This window comes from Actinoplanes sp. NPDC051470, assembly GCF_040682035.1.
In the GTDB taxonomy this organism is placed as follows: Bacteria; Actinomycetota; Actinomycetes; order Mycobacteriales; family Micromonosporaceae; genus Actinoplanes.
The window spans coordinates 144,019-160,422 of sequence record NZ_JBFBAA010000008.1; the positions used below are offsets into that span (position 1 = coordinate 144,019).

At 71.2% G+C, this 16,404-nt stretch carries 18 protein-coding genes and 1 pseudogene; 10 read left to right on the top strand and 9 right to left on the bottom strand.

Annotated elements, in window-relative coordinates; translation table 11 throughout:
* Both AB0M54_RS16770 and AB0M54_RS16775 read left to right on the top strand, forming a co-directional pair.
* The gene (locus tag AB0M54_RS16770) at positions 1–924 is read left to right on the top strand and encodes a type II secretion system F family protein (RefSeq protein WP_364332938.1); all 924 of its coding nucleotides are present in this window, start codon (positions 1–3) and stop codon (positions 922–924) included.
* A 170-nt stretch (positions 925–1,094) separates the two neighbouring features.
* Positions 1,095–1,526, top strand: a complete 432-nt coding sequence (locus AB0M54_RS16775) for a response regulator (RefSeq protein ID WP_364332935.1) — start codon at positions 1,095–1,097, stop codon at positions 1,524–1,526.
* A gap of 1 nt (position 1,527) precedes the next feature.
* Here the strand turns inward: AB0M54_RS16775 and AB0M54_RS16780 are convergent, their stop codons facing one another.
* From AB0M54_RS16780 to AB0M54_RS16790, 3 genes are read right to left on the bottom strand one after another with little or no spacing between them, the layout of a single operon-like run.
* Entirely contained in the window at positions 1,528–2,082 is a 555-nt protein-coding gene (locus tag AB0M54_RS16780; RefSeq protein ID WP_364472043.1) for a hypothetical protein, read from the bottom strand.
* Positions 2,083–2,108: 26 nt separating this feature from the next.
* Positions 2,109–2,651, bottom strand: coding sequence for a hypothetical protein (locus tag AB0M54_RS16785; protein WP_364472046.1), 543 nt, complete (start codon positions 2,649–2,651; stop codon positions 2,109–2,111).
* Positions 2,651–3,691: a helix-turn-helix domain-containing protein gene (locus AB0M54_RS16790; protein WP_364472049.1), complete on the bottom strand. Its 1,041-nt coding sequence runs from the start codon at positions 3,689–3,691 to the stop codon at positions 2,651–2,653. The genes AB0M54_RS16785 and AB0M54_RS16790 overlap by 1 nt, the downstream gene beginning before the upstream one ends.
* Positions 3,692–3,831: 140 nt before the next feature.
* On the opposite strand from AB0M54_RS16790, the gene AB0M54_RS16795 reads away from it, so the two are divergent.
* A complete protein-coding gene (locus tag AB0M54_RS16795; RefSeq protein WP_364332924.1) occupies positions 3,832–4,311 on the top strand; it encodes a hypothetical protein in 480 nt (159 codons plus the stop codon).
* A 66-nt stretch (positions 4,312–4,377) separates the two neighbouring features.
* On the opposite strand, the gene AB0M54_RS16800 is transcribed toward AB0M54_RS16795, so the two are convergent.
* Positions 4,378–5,370, bottom strand: coding sequence for a ketoacyl-ACP synthase III (locus tag AB0M54_RS16800; protein WP_364472052.1), 993 nt, complete (start codon positions 5,368–5,370; stop codon positions 4,378–4,380).
* Positions 5,371–5,585: 215 nt separating this feature from the next.
* Positions 5,586–6,689 (bottom strand): MHYT domain-containing protein, encoded by a 1,104-nt coding sequence (locus tag AB0M54_RS16805; protein ID WP_364472054.1) that lies wholly within the window; start codon positions 6,687–6,689, stop codon positions 5,586–5,588.
* A 205-nt stretch (positions 6,690–6,894) separates the two neighbouring features.
* Here AB0M54_RS16805 and AB0M54_RS16810 point away from each other — a divergent pair, with 205 nt between their 5' ends.
* The 3 genes from AB0M54_RS16810 to AB0M54_RS16820 all read left to right on the top strand — a co-directional run bounded on the left by AB0M54_RS16810 (position 6,895) and on the right by AB0M54_RS16820 (position 8,468).
* The gene (locus tag AB0M54_RS16810; protein WP_364332915.1) at positions 6,895–7,284 is read left to right on the top strand and encodes a metalloregulator ArsR/SmtB family transcription factor; all 390 of its coding nucleotides are present in this window, start codon (positions 6,895–6,897) and stop codon (positions 7,282–7,284) included.
* Positions 7,285–7,346: 62 nt separating this feature from the next.
* Positions 7,347–8,141 (top strand): alpha/beta hydrolase, encoded by a 795-nt coding sequence (locus tag AB0M54_RS16815; RefSeq protein ID WP_364472057.1) that lies wholly within the window; start codon positions 7,347–7,349, stop codon positions 8,139–8,141.
* 114 nt (positions 8,142–8,255) lie between these two features.
* A complete protein-coding gene (locus AB0M54_RS16820; protein ID WP_364332910.1) occupies positions 8,256–8,468 on the top strand; it encodes a hypothetical protein in 213 nt (70 codons plus the stop codon).
* An 88-nt stretch (positions 8,469–8,556) separates the two neighbouring features.
* On the opposite strand, the gene AB0M54_RS16825 is transcribed toward AB0M54_RS16820, so the two are convergent.
* Positions 8,557–9,315 carry a hypothetical protein gene (locus AB0M54_RS16825; protein WP_364472060.1) on the bottom strand — a complete coding sequence of 253 codons (759 nt, stop codon included), beginning with the start codon at positions 9,313–9,315 and terminating at the stop codon, positions 8,557–8,559.
* Positions 9,316–9,412: 97 nt separating this feature from the next.
* Between AB0M54_RS16825 and AB0M54_RS16830 the strand changes: the two genes are divergently transcribed.
* The 3 genes from AB0M54_RS16830 (at position 9,413) to gcl (ending at position 12,866) form a co-directional block, all read left to right on the top strand.
* Positions 9,413–10,219, top strand: a complete 807-nt coding sequence (locus AB0M54_RS16830; RefSeq protein ID WP_364332904.1) for a TIM barrel protein — start codon at positions 9,413–9,415, stop codon at positions 10,217–10,219.
* Positions 10,216–11,091, top strand: a complete 876-nt coding sequence (locus tag AB0M54_RS16835) for a 2-hydroxy-3-oxopropionate reductase (RefSeq protein WP_364472063.1) — start codon at positions 10,216–10,218, stop codon at positions 11,089–11,091. The genes AB0M54_RS16830 and AB0M54_RS16835 overlap by 4 nt, the downstream gene beginning before the upstream one ends.
* An 86-nt stretch (positions 11,092–11,177) precedes the next feature.
* Positions 11,178–12,866, top strand: coding sequence for a glyoxylate carboligase (gene gcl / locus AB0M54_RS16840; protein WP_364332898.1), 1,689 nt, complete (start codon positions 11,178–11,180; stop codon positions 12,864–12,866).
* Here the strand turns inward: gcl and AB0M54_RS16845 are convergent.
* Positions 12,850–13,452, bottom strand: coding sequence for a TetR/AcrR family transcriptional regulator (locus AB0M54_RS16845; protein WP_364332895.1), 603 nt, complete (start codon positions 13,450–13,452; stop codon positions 12,850–12,852). The two genes, gcl and AB0M54_RS16845, sit on opposite strands and share 17 nt — an antisense overlap.
* 60 nt (positions 13,453–13,512) lie before the next feature.
* Here AB0M54_RS16845 and AB0M54_RS16850 point away from each other — a divergent pair, with 60 nt between their 5' ends.
* On the top strand, positions 13,513–14,328 hold the full coding sequence (locus tag AB0M54_RS16850) for a siderophore-interacting protein (RefSeq protein WP_364332892.1): 816 nt from the start codon (positions 13,513–13,515) through the stop codon (positions 14,326–14,328).
* Positions 14,329–14,381: 53 nt separating this feature from the next.
* On the opposite strand, the pseudogene sucD reads toward AB0M54_RS16850, so the two are convergent.
* A pseudogene (gene sucD / locus AB0M54_RS16855) lies at positions 14,382–15,265 on the bottom strand (succinate--CoA ligase subunit alpha).
* A 2-nt stretch (positions 15,266–15,267) separates the two neighbouring features.
* Positions 15,268–16,362, bottom strand: a complete 1,095-nt coding sequence (gene sucC / locus AB0M54_RS16860) for an ADP-forming succinate--CoA ligase subunit beta (protein ID WP_364472066.1) — start codon at positions 16,360–16,362, stop codon at positions 15,268–15,270.
* Between the last annotated feature and the right edge of the window lie 42 nt (positions 16,363–16,404).

Consider the following 16,404-nt stretch of genomic DNA (forward strand, 5'->3'; position numbering starts at 1 on the left):
ATGGCCATGCTGATCGTGCTGGCCGTGGCCGTGCTGTCGGCCGCCGCCTCGGTGAGCCTGGTCGTGCTGGCCGTGGCGATGCCGCCGACGCGGGGCGAGCGGCTGCTGCGGACGCTGGCGGAGTTCGGGCGTACCCGGGGGAAGTTGATCGACGACCGTGGCCCGCGCTGGGACGAACGCCTGCGCCGCTCGGTCGTGGACGGGCTGGACCGGCTCGGTCGGACGGTCACCCCGCCGGGCGCGCGGGCGCGGCTGAGCCGGCTGCTGGACTACGCCGGCAACCCGGACGACCAGCCGCTCGAGGTGGTGATCCGGCGCCGTGGGCTGCTGCTGCTCGGGGTGGGCGCGGGCGGCGCGCTGTCCGGCGCGATCGTGGCCGGCCCGGTGGGCGCGCTGCTCGGCGCCCCGGCCGGCGCGGTGCTCGGCCTGTTCGTGACCGACCTGGCCCTGCACGACCTGGGCCGCAAGCGGCAGCGGGAGCTGGCCGCGTCGCTGCCGGACGTGCTGGACGCGATGGTGATCGGGGTGGAGGCCGGGCTCGGCCTGGACGCGGCCATGCAGCAGGTGGCCGAGAACCTGACCGGCCCGATGCCCGGCGAGGTCAACCGGGTGCTTCAGGAGATGAGGATCGGCATTTCGCGTACGGAGGCCCTGCACGCGCTCTCCGGCCGCACCACGGTCCGCTCGTTGCAGAGCTTCGTGACGTCCGCGGTGCAGGCCGGCGAGCTGGGCGTGCCGATCGCCAACGTGCTCCGGGAGCACGCTCGCGACCAGCGGATAAAGCGTCGTCAGGCGGCCGAGGAGCGGGCCCAGAAGGTGCCGATCAAGCTCCTGTTCCCGGTGCTGTTCTGCCTTTTTCCGGCGACTTTCGTGGTGATCCTGGGTCCAGGGGTGCTTCGCCTGCTGGAGGCGCTGGGTCGCTGACGCGCGCCGACAGCTCGCCCTGCCGATTCCCGTTCGGCGTATCCGGGCCCTGTGACACTTGTCGCGATTCGCCGGGAATCCACCGACCGGTGATTTCCGGCCGGGAGGTCATGGAGCGCGTCCCGGGACGAGCCCTATGCTTGCGCCACTGCAAACAGAGGAGAAGTCGGGTGCGGAGCCTCCAGATCCTGGTCGTCGACGATGACGACGCCGACGCACTGATGATCGAGGAGGCGCTCGGCGCGACCGAGCGCAACACCACGGTCATCCGCGTGGCCGACGGCCGCGAGGCACTCGAATACCTGAACCGCGAGGGCCAGTACGCCGACGCCCACCGGCCCGACCTGATCCTGCTCGACCTGAACATGCCGCGGATGGACGGCCGCGAGACCCTGGCCGCGATCAAGTCCGACGACCGGCTCAAGGCCATCCCGGTGGTCATCCTGACCACGTCCGGGGCGGCGCCGGACATCGTGTCGAGCTACCAGCACCGCGCCAACGCCTACGTCACCAAGCCGTTCGGCCTCGACGAGTTCGAGGCCACCGTCCGCCAGATCGACAAGTTCTACCGCGAGGTGGCCATCCTGCCCCGGCAGGACTGACTCACACGCAGGCGCCACACTCCGGCTTGGTGTAGGCGCTCGGCGGCACGATCACGGCGAACCGGCTCACCACGGGATCGGTCACGGCCAACGGCTCCATGACGATCGTGCCCGCGTCACCGATGGCATCGAGCCGGACACAGGCCACCCGCACGGTGTGGCCGGTGATCAGGCAGGCCGCCTGGATCACGCCGGAATCGAGTCGCAGGCCGTCGTCCTCCCACCCGAACGTCTGTCCGACCCATGGGTCGCCGTGGGAACGCATACGGGCCCGGCCGTCGCCGGCCACCCGCGAACGGTGGGTCGAGTAGACCGCGATCGCCCAGCGCCCGGCGGCCACCGCGGCGGCGTCCTCGCCGGCGCAGGCCTGGACGCTGAAGGTGATCGGGGTGCGAGCGGGATCCGTGTCGGTCCGCTCCCCCGGGCCGACGCTCCCCTCGGCGCAGATCGGCCGGCCGGGCCAGGCCAGCGATGGCTCGGCGGCCGCCGGCGTCGGCGCCGCGGCCACCGCCAGGGTCAGGACGACAGCGGCGGCGAGCCACCCACGTGTGAGCATCGGTCTTCTCCTCGGTGGGCGAGCCATCACACGCAGGCGCCGCACTCCGGCTCGGGCTGGTTGTTCGACCCGACGATCCTCGGGGTGGGTGCGACGAGCGGGTCGTCGACGGCAAGGGGCTGGGTCACGATGGTGCCCGCCGGGCCGACCGCGTCGATGCGGAGGCAAGCGAGCCGGTTGAACTGATTCGTCACCAGGCAGGTCGCCCGCAGGCGCAGAACGCCGTCACGGATCCCGTAAGGCGTCGTCCCTCGGTTGAACGTGGGCGCGATACCGAACCGGTAACCGTTCGCCCCGAGTTCAGCGCCGGTGTCGTAGAACCTGGCCAGCCCCCAGCGCCCCCGGTCGGCCACCGCCTGGGTGGTTCCCTCGCACGGGGTGATGGTCACCTGCAGCGGGGTCTCGACCGGGTCGCCGGTCCGCGGGCCAGCGGTCAGGGTGCCGGTGGCACAGATCGGGCCGCCGAGCCAGTACGCGTCCCCGGCCAGGCTGGGCCGGGCGCCGATCAGGGTGATCGCCGCGGCGAGCACGGGCACGATGATGATCGGCAACCATCGACGACGGGACATCAGCGGTTCTCCTCGCAGGTTGCGGGTGGCATCGGGGTCTGGCGGGCGGCGCCGAGGACCATGCCGAGCTGGAAGCGGTTCTCGACGCCGAGCCGGTCCATCAGGTTGCGCATGATCTTGGTGACGAGGCGGGTGCTGATCCGCATGCGGGCGGCCGCGCTCAGGTCGGTGTAGCCGAGGGCGAGCAGCGAGACCAGCTCCCGCTCGCGATCGTCCAGGGTGATGTGCGGCATCCCGTGCTCCCGCGGGTCGGTGGCCTGCGCCCAGTGCTGTTCGAAGAGCGTGACCAGCGCGCGGACCACACCCGGCTGGCTGATCTCCAGGTAGCCGCGTTCCAGGTCGGCCGGGTCGGCCGGGAACAGCACCTGCCGCCGGTCGATGACCAGCAGCTTCATCGGCATCTCGGGCGCCTCGCGGTAGCCGAGGAACGGGTGGTCCAACACCGTGGTGTCCACGTGCAGGTCGCGGTCGGCGGGCGGGAGGCCGAGCACACGCATGCGTACGCCACGCTCGATGATCTGCCGGCTCAGCGGCGCCGCCGCCCGGGCCGAGGCGGCGTCGAACGACTGTTCCGTGTTGATCGCCAGGTGTTCGACCCGCTCGGCGGCCATCAGCTCGGCCAGCCGGCGCCGGGTCAGCTCGCGGGTCGGCAGGTAGCGCACGCCGTCGCCCAGCTCGCCGCCGAGCGCCGCCACGCCGTGCCGTCCCGCCATCCGTCGGACGACGGCGTGATGTGTACGTACCTGAGCATTTCGATCGGCCGGGCGGAGCCGGCGGCGGCGCAGCGCCTCGACCACCTCGGCCGGCGGCCGCGGCGCCCAGATCGACCGATCGCCGGCGGCCGCACCCACCGCCCGCAGCTCGGCGAGCGCGTCCTCGACCCGCCGCGCCGGGAGGCCGAGCTCGACGGCGAGCCCGTGCGCGTTCCGGGCACCCATCGTCACGAGGGTGCGATAGATGAGGTCGGCGTCGCTCGACAAACCCCACCGTGCGAGATCCGGCACCGCCGCACCGATCGCCACCGACATCCGACGCGCCATCGACACCCCCCAATGACCTGGCCGGGGTCATGGAACCACAGGGGACGGCACGGGACTACCCCGGTCCGTTTTGTCGGCACGCCGTGCGGTTTTCCGCACGATCCGTTTCCGGTCGGCCGGAGCGTGGTGCACTGCCCCGCATGCAAAAGCGAATGGCGCATCGGGCCGGCCTGGTGATGGCCGCGGTGACGGCCCTTCTCGGGGCGGTCGCGACACCCGCCGCGGCGGCCGGGCGGATCAATCCCGGCGGGACCCGCTTCTACGACAACCAGCTGGTGATGTGCTACGTCGAACGATGGGGCGGCACGTTCTACTGCGACAGTCATACCCGCTGGATCACGCCGTACGACACGATCCAGGACTTCGTGATCGGCACCGACCGCAACGTGTGGACGAAGTGGAACACCGAGACAGCCACGTCCGAATGGGTCAACATGGGCGGCAACTGTGATCCGAACGGCCCCGGGGGCGGGCTCGAGAAGAGCGCGTACCACGACCGGTGGAACATGGTCATCAACTGCTGGGGCCTGAACGACCACCGGTGGTGGCACCGCACGCGCTACTCCAGCGGCAGCTGGGATCCGGCCTGGATCCAGGGCTGGAAAGAGATCAAGCCGTAGGGCGTCAGCCGGCGGAAGGGGCGGGCCAGGACCAGCCCAGTCGAGGTCCTGACCGCCCCTTCCTGGTCAGGGGTGCCAGCGGAGCACGGCCGCGCCCACGGCCATGCCGCCGCCGAAGCCGGCCAGCAGGACCAGGTCGCCGTCGCGCAGGGCGCCGGAGCGGGCGGCCGCGTCCAGGGTGACCGGCACCGAGGCGCTGCCCACGTTGCCGTAGCGCTCCAGGGTCAGGTGGGTGGTCGCGCCGTCCAGTGAGGCCAGGTCGACCAGCTCGCGCAGCATCACGCCGTTGGCCTGGTGGGGCACGAAGTGGTCGATGTCCTTGGCGTGCATGCCGGCCCGCTCCAGCATCCCGGCCAGCACCGGCGGCACGTGCTCGGCGACGAACTCGCGGACGCCGCGTCCGTCCATCCGGAAGAAGTGGTCGCCGTTGTCCACCGTCTCGTGCGAGGCCGGCTTGCGGCTGCCGCCCGCCTCGACCCGGATCAGCTGGTGCGCGGCGCCCCGGCTGACCAGCTCGGTCTCGAGGATGCCGTAGCCCTCGGGCACCGCGCCGACCACCACCGCGCCCGCGCCGTCGCCGAAGAGCACGGCCGTCCGCCGGTCGTTGAAGTCGAGGATGCGCGAGTAGACGTCCGAGGCGATCACCAGCACCTTGGCGTCCGGCTGGACGGCCACCAGGCTGCGCGCCATCGACAGGGCGAAGACGAAGCCGGCGCAGACCACGTTGATGTCGAAGCACGCGGCCCGGTCGGCGCCGATCAGCCCCTGCACCAGGGTGGCCGTCGGCGGTTGCGGAGAGTCACCGGTGGAGGTGGAGACGATCACGTAGTCGAGGTCGCCCGCGGCTAGGCCGGCCGCCTCCAGAGCGGGGATCGCGGCCTTCGCGGCGAGGTCCGAGGCGGCCTCGTCGGGCGCCGCGAACCGGCGCGCCCCGATCAGCGTCTTACGCGCCACCCAGTCCGGATCAGCCCCCGGGACCAGGGTTGCCAGTTCGACGTTGGTCACCTCCCGGTAAGGAAGGTACGAACCGGTGCCGAGGATTCCGACGTCCACGGACATGCCACCACCCAACGAGAAAAGGCGGCAGTCCACCGAATGCTGCCGTCCTTCGATCGTCGATCAGTAGTCACCCAGCGTCATCACCCGCAAGGTCAACACGGTCGTCCGGTCGGCCCCCGGTTCACGACGACCGTCGGCGACCAAAGGTCCCCCGGACAGCCGAAAGGCCCGGTGCGTACCCGCACCAGGCCCTTCTGGGGTGGCTGTCTGGTTGTCTAGCTGTCGGCGCGGTCGCGGAAGGTCCAGCTGCTGTCCGCGGTCGGCATCCGGCGCGGGCCCTGCGGGCCGATCCACCGGGTGTCCTCGTCGCTGTCGGCCCGGGACTGTGCGGCCTTGTCGGCCTGCTCGCGTTGCAGCGATCCGAGCCGCTCGCCCAGCGACGGCGGGCCGCCGATCGGCTGCTGCGGCGGCTGGTACTGCCGCTGCGGCTGGCGCTGCTGCACCGGACGCGGCACCGGCGCGGGCTGGGCCGCGGCCGGTCGCTGCTGGGGCGCGGGCGGCCGCTGCTGGGGCGCGGGCGCCGATCGCTGCTGCGGCACGCCGCCGAACACCGGGCGGGCCGGGGCCGGGGCGGGCGCCGAGCCGTCCTGCCGGGCCGCCAGGTACGCCAGCCCGGCCAGGTCCTCCTCGGTCGGCGCGGCCATCAGCGCGTACAGCAGGCCGAGCACCGCGAACACCACGGTCAGCCCGATCGGCAGGAGCAGTTGCGTGGCGGTGGCGCCGGAGAGCGGCGTGCCCGACGGCTCGAGGCGGACCGACATGGCGGACATGCCGGTGAAGTGCATGCCGTTCACGGCCACGCCCATGATCAGGGCGGCGGCCAGGATGGCCACGGGTTTGCGTACGGTCACGGCCAGCCACAGCGCGACGGCCGCGGCGACCACCGCGATGCCGATCGACATGCCGACCCGGGTGGCGCTGTAGTCGATCTCGCCGTCCAGGTGCATGGCCGCCATGCCGGTGTAGTGCATGCCCGCCACGCCCAGGCCGGCCAGCACGCCGCCGATGATGATCCGCAGCTGCTGGGCGCCGCTGCCGTACAGCGCGAGCGCCAGGCCGATGCCGACCGCCACGATGCCGAGCAGGGCGCTCGCCGCGGTCAGGCCGACGTCGTACCGGATCGGCGTGCCGACCACGTCGAACCCGAGCATCGCCACGAAGTGCATGGTCCAGATGCCTGTGCCACCGATCGCGACCGCCGCCAGGATCAGCCAGAAGTTACGGGCCCCGGAGCTGGCCGCGGTGCGGAACCGCACCGCGCAGGTGAGGCCCAGCAGGGACCCGAGCACCGAGAGCACGTAGCTGACTGAGGGCGTCACCCATCCATGAGCCAGGTGATGGATCTCCGCCATGATCCAGCTTCCCCTTCGTTTGTTAACCGCGATGCATGATGCCTGCACCGGCCCCCATCTGCATAACTGTGGGATGCGGACGGGTCAGAAGCAACCCTTCGGGCCAGGTGCGCGGCACCGTTCGCACGAGTCGAGGGGTCGTTATATAAGGCAATCCTGATATTGTCGGACCATGCACGCGTTCGACGTCCTGGGCGACCCGGTCCGGCGGCGCATCCTCGAGTTGCTGGCCGACGGCGAGCAGTCCTCGGGCGCCGTCACCGCGATCGTCCGGGAAGAGTTCGGCATCACCCAGCCGGCCGTCTCCCAGCACCTGAGGGTGTTGCGGGACAACGGTTTCGCCACCGTGCGCGCGGAGGGCACCCGCCGCCTCTACGCGGTCGACGACAGCGCCCTGCGCGAGGCGGACCAGTGGCTCGGCCGCTTCCGCCGGCTCTGGACGCCACACCTCGACGCGCTCGCCACCGAGATCGCCCGGGGCAAGCGGGAGCGGCGGCTGGCCGCCACCGCCGAGGCCGACGGAACGGACGATTCGCCCGGCCAGAAATTCATCTCCGATTAACCGATGAATTTCGGTAACCAGAACGGTCCTTCTTGCGTACCCGAGAACACCAGGAGGAACCGATGACCGAGACCGACCTGATCACCGTGCCCGGCGGCAAGCTCTTCATCCAGGTCCGCGGAAGCGGACCGGCGCTGGTGCTGACCGGTTCGCCGATGGGCGCGCGGTTCTTCGAGCCGCTGGCCGAGGCCATGGCCGGCGACCACACCGTGGTCACGCACGACCCGCGGGGCATCGGCGCCAGCACGCTCGACGACCCGGACCAGGACTCCACGCCCGACCTGCGGGCCGACGACCTGGCCGCGGTGCTCGACGCGGTCGGCGCCGGCACCGCCGACGTGTTCGGCTCCAGCGGCGGGGCGGTGACCGGGCTCGCGCTGGTCACCCGGCATCCGCGCCGCGTGCGTACGCTCGTCGCCCACGAACCTCCCGTGCTCGACCTGCTCCCCGACGCGGCCGCGCGGCACGCGACGACGGACGAGATCATCCGCACGTTCCACGCTCACGGCGCCGGGCCCGCGTTCGGCCTCTTCATGCGGACCGCCGGCTACGACCTGGCCGATATGCCGGACATGCCGCCGCCGTCCGAGCAGGACATCAAGGACAACGAGCGGTTCTTCGCGTACGAGTTGCGCGGCACCACCACCTACGTGCCGGACATCGCGGCCCTGACGGCCGGACCGGCCCGCATCGTCGTGGGCATCGGCGCCGGGTCGGGCGGGCTGCTGACCCACCGCACGTCGGCCGCGCTGGCCGAGCGGCTGGGCGTCCCGATGACCGAGTTCCCGGGCGACCACGGCGGCTTCATCTCGCTCGCCGCCGCCTTCGCCGAGAGGTTGCGCCAGGTCATCGACTGATCCTTGGCCTTCGCCGCTCTCCTCGACGACCCCTTGCGCCACCGCCTCGCCCCCGCCTGAGCGATAGGCCACAGTGACGCGCGGGGATATTCCGGGGGCCCAAACTAGACCCGGTTGGCCGACGCCGCTCGGGAAGACTTCGACGGCGCCAGCGCCGAAGAGACCGTTCGGGCGCTGCTCGACGAGCATGCCCAGCTTCGGTCGATTCGGGCGATGGACGCCTTCCGGGCCACCGACCCGGCGGGCTACGCCTCCTACCTCACCGAAGCCGAAGATCTGATCTCCGCCGACGGCCCGCTCGGTGGCGACGGAACGGCAGCCGCGTAACTAGCCCGCGGCGCGCCGTGGCCGATGCGCAATCTCCGGCACAGGACCGGTCAACACGCTCGATGCCACTCAGAGGTTCGTCCGTCGATCAGTCGGAGCGGCGGCCGAACTCGATGGTGTCGAGGTCGCCGTGGAACTGGTCGGTGTCGATGTCGGACTGGGTGGCGTTGATGCGCTTGCCGCCGATGACGACGGAGCCGGTGGGCATGATGCCGGCCATGCGGACGGTCTGGAAGCGCGGCACCAGCAGCGGGAAGCCGGTGGCCGGGTCGTCCACCCGGATCGAGAAGAGCACCCGCGCCTTGCGGCTGCAGGTGACCCGGTACCAGCGGCCGACGGTCATCTGGAAGTTCTCCGGGCCGGCCGGCAACAGCACCACCTGCGTGCCGTCGGACCAGCGGCAGGACGGGCGGCCGTAGTCGACCTGGAGCTTCCACTGGCTGAGGCCGGCGCCGGCCGCCCCGAACTGGAAGACGTTCATGCCGGCGGCCGGTGACGGTGGCTCGGTGAGGCGGATGTCGGCGCCGTACACAAAGCGGCCCTCGCCCTCGCTGCCCGGGACCAGCGTGACCGTGCTGGTCGGGCGGATGACGCCCTGCGGGCAGGGTGCGACCGTGCAGCTGCCGCCGGGGAAGCGGAGGAAGGGGCCACGGCCGGGCTCGGACGGTGTCGTGACCGTGCCCGTGCCGCCGGTCGCGATGGCGCCGTGCACGGCGTTGCCACTGGAGTCGGCGACGAGGGCCGGCCCGGCCAGATCGCCGGCGTAGCGGAGTTCGAGCTGATCACGTGGCCAGGCCAACGAGGTGGCGACGAGGACGGACGACAGCGCGGCAACCAGAGTCTTCATGGGAGAAGTGCAGCTCACGGCCGGGGCGGGACGATGGACAACGGGTCCGATGTCACCCGGCCTTGACAGTCTTACATACTGCATACAGGATACCGGAATGACGGACGCGCTGTGGTCGTACGACGTCAATCTGTCGATGCTCTTCACCGAGGTGCCGCTGCTGGACCGGCCGGCGGCGGCCCGTGCCGCCGGGTTCGAGGCGGTCGAGTTCTGGTGGCCGTTCGCCTCGGCCGACCCGCCGGCGGCCGAGGTCGACCGGTTCGTCGCGGCCATCGCCGACGCCGATGTGCGCCTCGTCGCGCTCAACTTCTTCGGCGGTGATCTGGCCGCCGGCGATCGCGGGCTGGTCTCCTGGCCCGGCCGTACCCGCGAGTTCCTGGACAGCGTCAACGTGGCCGTGGACATCGGCGTACGCACCGGGTGCCGGACGTTCAACGCGCTCTACGGCAACCGGCTGCCCGGCGTCGACCCGGGGCGGCAGGACGACATCGCGATCGAGGCGCTCGCACACGCCGCCCACTTCGCCGGGCGGATCGACGCGCAGCTGGTGATCGAGCCGCTGAGCGGGGTGCCGCGCTATCCGCTGCGCAAGGCGGCCGACGCGCTCGCCGTGATCGACCGGCTCCCCCGCCGTGACAACCTGCGCCTGCTCGCCGACCTCTACCACCTCGCGGTCAACGGCGACGACCTCAGCACCCTGCACAAGCTGACCCCACGGATCGGGCACGTGCAGATCGCCGACGCCCCGGGCCGGCACGAGCCGGGCACCGGGTCGGTCGACCTGATCGGTGTGGTCGACCGGCTGGTCTCCCACGGCTACCGCGGGCACGTCGGCCTGGAGTACGCCCCCAGCACGGACACCACGAGCAGCTTCGGCTGGCTGAACCGGGAGGTCGTGTCATGAACATCGGTTTCGTCGGGCTGGGAATCATGGGATCGCCGATGGCCAGCCACCTGATCGCGGCGGGACATCGGGTGGCCGGCTTCGACGTGCAGCCCGCCCCGGTGCGGCAGCTCGGCGCGATCGGCGGGCGCGCGGCGGCGAGTGTCGGCGACGCGGTGGCCGACGCCGAGGTGGTGATCACCATGCTGCCCGACCACACCCACGTCGAGCAGGTCGCGTTCGGCGAGGACGGCGTGCTGGCCCGGGCCAAGCCGGGCACGCTGCTGATCGACATGAGCACGATCCGCCCGGAGACGTCGGTCGCGGTGGCCAAGGCCGGCGCCGAGCGCGGCCTCCGGGTTCTCGACGCACCCGTCTCCGGCGGCGAGGTGAGTGCCAAGCAGGCGACTCTGTCCATCATGGTCGGGGGTACGCCGGACGACGTCGCCGCCGCGCGCCCGATCCTCGAGGTGCTCGGCCAGAACGTCGTGCACGTCGGCGACCACGGCGCCGGCCAGGTCGTGAAGGCGGCCAACCAGCTCGTCGTGGCCGGCGTCTACGGGCTGGTCGGCGAGGCCATCGTGCTGCTGGAGGCGTCCGGCGTCGACCCGGCCAAGGGCCTCGACGTGCTGGCCGGCGGGCTGGCCGCGAGCCGGATCCTCGACCTCAAACGCGCCTCGATGATCGCCCGCGAGTTCCAGCCGGGCTTCCGGATCGACCTGCACCACAAGGACATGGGCATCGTGCTGGACGCCGCCCGCCGCGCGAACGTGGCGCTCCCGCTCTCGGGGCTGGTCGCCCAGCTGGTGGCGGCCGCGCGAGCGATGGGTCACGGCGGCGACGACCACTCCGCGCTGCTGACCGTGACGACGGCACTCTCCGGTCGCGAGTGACCGTTGCCTATACGCGCTCAGAGCAGCTCTGAGCGCGTATAGGCAACACCGGCGCTTCCCTCCGTACCCCGCAGAAAGGTTTTGCCATGCCGAAGGTCCCCGCCATGCAGGCCGTCGTCGAGGTGCTCCGCTCGGAGGGCGTGACCACGGTCTTCGGCTGTCCCGGCGCCGCCATCCTGCCGCTCTACCACGCGATGGAGGCCGACGGCCGGATCGAGCACCTGATCGTGCGCCACGAGGAGGGCGCCACCCACATGGCCGACGGCTGGTCCCGTACGACCGGCAACGTGGGCGTCGCGATCGGCACGTCCGGCCCGGCCGGCACCAACATGATCACCGGGCTCTACACGGCCCAGGCCGACTCGGTGCCGATCATCTGCGTCACCGGTCAGGCGGTGTCGGCCAAGCTGCACCAGGAGGCGTTCCAGGCGGTCGACATCGTGGCCGTCGCCGAGCCGGTGACCAAGTGGGCGGTGCAGGTCAAGGAGGCGGCCCAGGCGCCGTGGATCTTCCGGAAGGCGTTCCAGGTGGCCCGGTCGGGGCGGCCCGGCCCGGTGCTCATCGACCTGCCGCTCGACGTACAGAAGGAACTGATCGAATGGGACGCGTCGGTGGACGCGCCGCTGCCGGTGACGCCGGTCCGCCCGCACCTGCCGCGCGTCGAGAAGGCGCTCGACCTGCTGCTCGCCGCCGAACGCCCGCTGATCCTGGCCGGAGGCGGGGTGATCCTGGCCGACGCGGCGGTCGAGTTGCGCGACGTGGCCGAGCAGTTGCGGGTGCCCGTACAGGTGACGCTGATGGGCAAGGGCGCGCTCGACGACGATCATCCGCTGCACGCCGGCATGACCGGGATCCAGACCTCGCAGCGGTACGGCAACGCGTCGTTCCTGGAGTCCGACCTGGTGCTGGCGGTCGGGGCGCGGTTCGGCGACCGGCACACCGGCGCGCTCGACGTCTACCGCGGCGACCGTAAGTTCATCCACGTCGACGTGGAGCCGACCCAGATCGGCCGGGTTTTCGGCCCCGACCTGGGCGTGGTCTCGGACGCCCGGATCTTCCTGCGTGAGCTGCTCGCCGCGGCCCGGCGCCGGTCAGCTACCTGCGAAACGACAAAGTGGCTCACGCGGATCGACGAACTGAAAAGGACCCTCACCCGCCGCGAGGACTACGACGACGTGCCGGTCAAGGCGCCGCGCGTCTACAAGGAGATCAACGAGATCTTCGGGCCGGACACCTACTTCGTCACCGCGATCGGGCTCTACCAGATCTGGGGCGGGCAACATCAGAAGGTGCACGAGCCGCGCCGCTACCAGGTGTGCGGGCAGGCCGGACCGCTCGGCTGGGAGATCCCGGCGGCGATCGGCGTGAAGAAGGCGGCGCCGTCGGCCGAGGTGGTCGGCGTGGTCGGCGACTACGGCTTCCAGTTCCTGGTCGAGGAGCTGGCCGTGGCCGCGCAGTACGACATCCCGTTCGTGCTGATCATGCTGAACAACGAGTACCTCGGGCTGATCCGGCAGGCCGAGCTCCCGTACGCGATCAACTACGAGGTCGACATCCACTACGACACGTACGGCACGGACAACGTCAAGATCATGGAGGCGTACGGGTGTTCCGGCCGCCGTGTCCTCGACCCGGGCGACATCCGGGACGCCATCGAGTGGGCCCGCAAGGAGGCGGCCCGCACCAGCCGCCCGGTCCTGGTCGAGATCATGATCGAGCGCGAGGCGAACACCCCGCACGGCGCCGCGATCGACGCGGTCAGGGAGTACTCGTGAGATAGGCGGTCAGCATCCGCACCATCTCGTCCTCGAGCCGCGACTCGTCGAGCGGATTGGTGCCGGCCGCCAGCTGATGGACGACCACCTCGACGGTGGCGACGATCATCTGGGCGGCGGTGCCGGTGTCGGCGACGCGCACCTCCGGATGGCTCTCCAGCAGCGCCCGCACCTCGGCGACCCGCTCGCGCTGATACCCCTCGAGCCGGCTGACCAGCCCCGGCGACCACGGCGCCTGCTCGATCAGCATCCGCAGCAGCCGCGGGTCGTCCCGGTGGTTGTCGATCGCGGTGCGCACGAACAGCCGCACGATGTCGGCCAGCCGTTCCGGTTGCTGGTTCGCGTGGTACGTCGCGACGCCGGCGTCGAGGTGCTGGGCCAGCAGCCCGGCCAGGATGGCGCCCTTGTTCGGGAAGTACTGGTACAGCGACCCGATCGACACCCGGGCCCGCTCGGCGATGCGGTTGGTGGTGCCGGCGGCGTACCCGTGCTCGACAAAAACGTGAGCAGCCGCGGCCAGGATCCGCTGCCGGGTGAGTTCCGCCCGCACCTGTCGCGGCTGCTTACGAGGCTCCACGTCGCGCATGCGCCCCTCCTCTGCGAAAGCGAGTTTCCAAGAAGGCGAGTAATTGCTCACAATAATGTCATGAGCTGGGACATCCTGCCGAAGGTGCAATGGCCGACGGCCCGAAGAATGATCACCTCGACGGTGCGCCGGGTCGAACAGACCAGCCCCGCCTTCCGCACCATCACCCTCGGCGGGCCTGAGCTGGAACACTTCCTGCCGCTGGGCTTCGACCAGACCGTGCGGCTGTTCTTCCCCCGGTCCGGTCAGCCCACGCTACGCATGCCGACCCTCAACAACGAGGCCTGGATGGCTCAAGTCCTGCTGCTGCCCAAAACCGTGCGCCCCTGGGTACGCAACTACACGATCCGCCGCGCCCGCCCCGCCTTGCGCGAGGTCGACATCGAGTTCGCCCTGCACGGCGATGCTCCCGCCGCCGCGTGGGCCACCCGGGCCCGCCCCGGCGACCCCGCCGGCCTCTTCGACATGGGCATCTCCTACCTGCCCCCGGCCGAGGCCGAGTGGCACCTGCTGGTCGGCGAGGAGACCGCCCTCCCGGCGATCCTGTCCATCCTGGAGCATGCCCCCGACTCCCTGGTGGCCGAGGTGTTCCTCGAGGTCCCGTCGGCGGCCGACATCCGCCCCTCGGTGACCGCCCCGCCCGGCGCCCGCATCCACTGGCTCCCCCGCCCCGACGGTCCCGCCCGGCCGGGCGCGCTGGCCTTGGCCACGGTCCAGGAGGCCGACCTGCCACCGGGCCGCTTCTACACCTGGGTGGCCGGCGAGTCCAAGCTCGCGACCGGCGTCCGCCGCCACCTGGTCAACGACCGCGGCGTCGCCAAGTCCGACATCGCCTTCTTCGGCTACTGGCGCCTCGGCCGCTCCAGCCCCGGCTGAGGGGCAGGGCCGGATGCCCGCCGGGCCGTGGACCGGCTCGCCGGAGCCGCGGCTCAGGGAGTTCCTGGCCGAACCGCGCGCAGCAACGACGCCGTCTCGGTAGGGGTCCGGCCGACCTGGACGCCGGCCGCCTCCAGCGCCGCGGCCTTGGCGGTGGCCGTACCCGAGGAGCCGGAGATGATCGCGCCCGCGTGACCCATGGTCTTGCCGGGCGGGGCGGTGAAGCCGGCGATGTAGCCCACCACCGGCTTGGTGACGTGCGAGGCGATGTACGACGCGGCCCGTTCCTCGGCGTCGCCGCCGATCTCGCCGACCAGGATGATCGCGTCGGTGTCGGGGTCGTTCTCGAAGGCGGCCAGGCAGTCGATGTGGGTGGTGCCGATGATCGGGTCGCCGCCGATGCCGACGCAGGTGGAGAAGCCGATGTCACGGAGTTCGTGCATCAGCTGGTAGGTCAGCGTGCCCGATTTGGACACCAGGCGATGCGGCCGGGGCCGGTGATGTCGGCCGGGATGATGCCGGCGTTGGCGCGGCCGGGGCTGATCAGTCCGGGGCAGTTCGGGCCGATGATCCGGGTGCGGCTGTCACGTGCACGGGACCACGCGGCGGCGGTGTCGAGCACCGGCACGCCCTCGGTGACCACCACGGCGAGCGGGATCTCGGCCTCCACGGCCTCGACGAGAGCCGTTTTCAAATAGGCCGGCGGTACGAAGATGACGGACACGTCCGCACCGGTTTCCTCCATTGCCTCACCCACCGAGGCGAAGACCGGCAAGGACGTGTCCTTGACCTGGAACGACGTACCGGCCTTGCGTGGGTTCACCCCGCCCACCACATCGGTGCCCGCGGCCAGCATCCGGCGGGTGTGTTTGGCGCCCTCGGCGCCGGTCATGCCCTGCACCACGACCCGGGATTTCTCGGTCAGCCAGATCGCCATGACTACGCCTTTCCCAGCTCAGCGGCCCGAGCGGCCGCGTCGTCCATGGTGTCGACCAGGGTGACCATGGGATGGGCCGCGGCGGCCAGGATCGCCCGCCCGGCGGCCGCGTTGTTGCCGTCCAGCCGCACCACGATCGGCCGGGTCACGGCGTCGCCCAGCCGGTCCAGCGCCTGGATGATCCCGTTGGCGACGGCGTCGCAGGCGGTGATGCCGCCGAAGACGTTCACCAGGAGCGATTTCACTGCCGGGTCGTCGAGTACGACGGAAAGCGCGTCGGCCATGACCTGCGCGCCGGCCCCGCCCCCGATGTCCAGGAAGTTGGCGGGCCGCGCGCCCGCCCCGGCCACCACGTCGAGCGTCGACATGACCAGGCCGGCCCCGTTGCCGATGATGCCGACCGTGCCGTCGAGCTTGACATAGTTGAGGCCCAGCGAGGCGGCCCGCGCCTCCGACGGATCTTCCGGGGATGTCGAGATGTCCGAGAAGTCCTGGCGGAAGAAGGCGTTGTCGTCCAGCGTCACCTTGCCGTCGACGGCGAGCACCCGACCCGCGGCATCGACGATCAGCGGGTTGACCTCGACCAGCGTGGCATCCGACGCGATGAACACGTCCCACAACTTCGCGGCGACCGGAGCGACGTCCGCGGGAAAAGCGTCAGCCGGCGGCCCGAGCCCAGGATCGATGGGGGTACGGACGATCGACGACGCGGGCACCTGCTCGATGTCCATGCCACCGGATTCGGAGAACATCGCGATGATCTCCCGCGCCGACCGGTCGATCAGGAAGGCGAGGTAGTACTCGGTGACGATGTCGGAGGCCGAGGCGACCAGCACCTCGCGTACCCGATGGCCCTTGATCTCCATGCCGAGAATCTCGGCCGCGCAAGCGACGGCGGCCGACGGCGTGGCCGCGAGCCTGACCCCTCCGGCCTTGCCACGCCCACCCACCTTGACCTGGGCCTTGATGACGGTGGCGCCGCCGAGCCGGGCGGCGATGGCACCGGCCGCCGAGGGCGAGGCCGCGACCTCGCCGGCCGGGACCGGCACCTGATGAGCGGCGAACAGACGCATTGCCTGGTGCTCCAGCAGATCCATTCTCGGAGCATACTGTATGCAATATGTGGTCTACCATAGGCT